Origin of the sequence: Paracoccus marinaquae (assembly GCF_018860165.1) — a bacterium.
GTDB lineage: Bacteria > Pseudomonadota > Alphaproteobacteria > Rhodobacterales > Rhodobacteraceae > Paracoccus > Paracoccus marinaquae.
Map to the genome: position 1 here is coordinate 1 of NZ_JAHKNG010000124.1, position 1,337 is coordinate 1,337.

The 1,337-nt window shown below is 59.8% G+C and carries 2 protein-coding genes; one reads left to right on the top strand and one right to left on the bottom strand.

The genetic code is table 11. The features are described 5' to 3' along the window. Window positions 1-601: hypothetical protein (locus tag KNW02_RS20590; protein ID WP_216035038.1), on the top strand; the 601-nt coding region annotated here is incomplete at its 5' end. A 318-nt stretch (window positions 602-919) separates the two neighbouring features. Here KNW02_RS20590 and KNW02_RS20595 read toward each other — a convergent pair. Next, window positions 920-1,337 (bottom strand): IS66 family transposase (locus KNW02_RS20595; protein ID WP_216035039.1); only part of this gene is annotated, 418 nt, incomplete at its 5' end.

Here is a 1,337-nt window from a genome sequence, read left to right on the forward strand (position 1 = left end):
GCAGGTCCTCCGGGCGCTCAACGCCTTTCAGCAACTCGTCCAGAATTTCCTTGGAGATCGTCATACATGCTTCCTTTCGGTGAAGCATGGACCCGATCAATCATACACAAAAGATCGGACACTCCCGAAAAGACCGATCGCCGGCCTGTTCACTGCGCTGCTCCTTCCCGTCGCAGCCTTGGCCCAACCTATAACCACCCTTACGGGTTGCCCGGCAGAACGTGCCGTCTATACGATGACAACCGAAGGCAACAACTATGTTGTGCATCTGATTCCGGCGCAGACGCGAGCCGGCTGGTCCTCAGACCTTTATCTTCGGCTGACCACCAGTCAACGCGACTACTGGTTTGTGTTCGCCGCCGCGTCGCAGGGAAACCTCACGCTCGATCCCGTCGGCAATCCATATGCACCCGAAGCGCGCGGGGCCGGCCCGGCAAGCATGATCCAGGCTTTCCGCTCCCGTTGGCCGGATGCGCCCGTGGACGAGTTGCCATCGCTGCTGCGCTTCTATGCCCTGGATGCGGAGCTGGGCTTCACGCTGGCACAGCCGCAACGATACTTACGATTGGTCGAGCAGGAAATTCCCAAGCTCGCCGCTTAGTCTAACCCACTCTACTCTATCAGGAAACAGGAGTTTCAAGTCCTTGAAGCTGCGCGGCTCCACCTGACCAGACAACGATCCACCCTCAGACAGCTTCCAATGGCACCGCCGAGCGTGCTTTCTATGTTCCGATGGATATGCCCGCAGCTATCAGGTTTTCGACCTCAGCGGCTATAGGCGTGATCAGGTCAACATCAACATCCGGCGTCTCGATGCCAACAACCAGAGCGTAGCGCGTCTTGCTCTCGGCTCGTCCGCGGGTTTTGCGCTCGCGCCACCAGCCTGAAATGTAAGCGTTCGCAGGACATCACGGTCGGCTTAGCTTGACGGTTTGAAGTTCCATGGCAGCAGGTCGTCGATGCGGCTTTGCGGGTGGCCGTTGGCGATGGCTGTCAGGGTTGCCTTGAGATAAGCGAAGGGCTCGATGCGATTGATCTTGCAGGTCTCGATCAGCGAGGCAATGCGGCCCCAGGCGATGCCGCCTTCGTCGTGGCCGGCGAAGAGGGCATTCTTGCGATTGAGGGCAATGGGACGGATCAGGTTCTCGACCCTGTTGGAGTCGATCTCGACACGGCCATCGGTCAGGAAGGTTTGCAGCCCGTCCCAGTGGTTATGGATATAGGCCAGTTTTTCGCCCAAGCGGGATTTGGCGGAGGTCTTGCGGCGCTGCGCCTGCAGCCAGTCGCCGAAGGTGGCCACCAGCGGCGCGGTGCGGGCTTGGCGGGCTGAGAGGCGC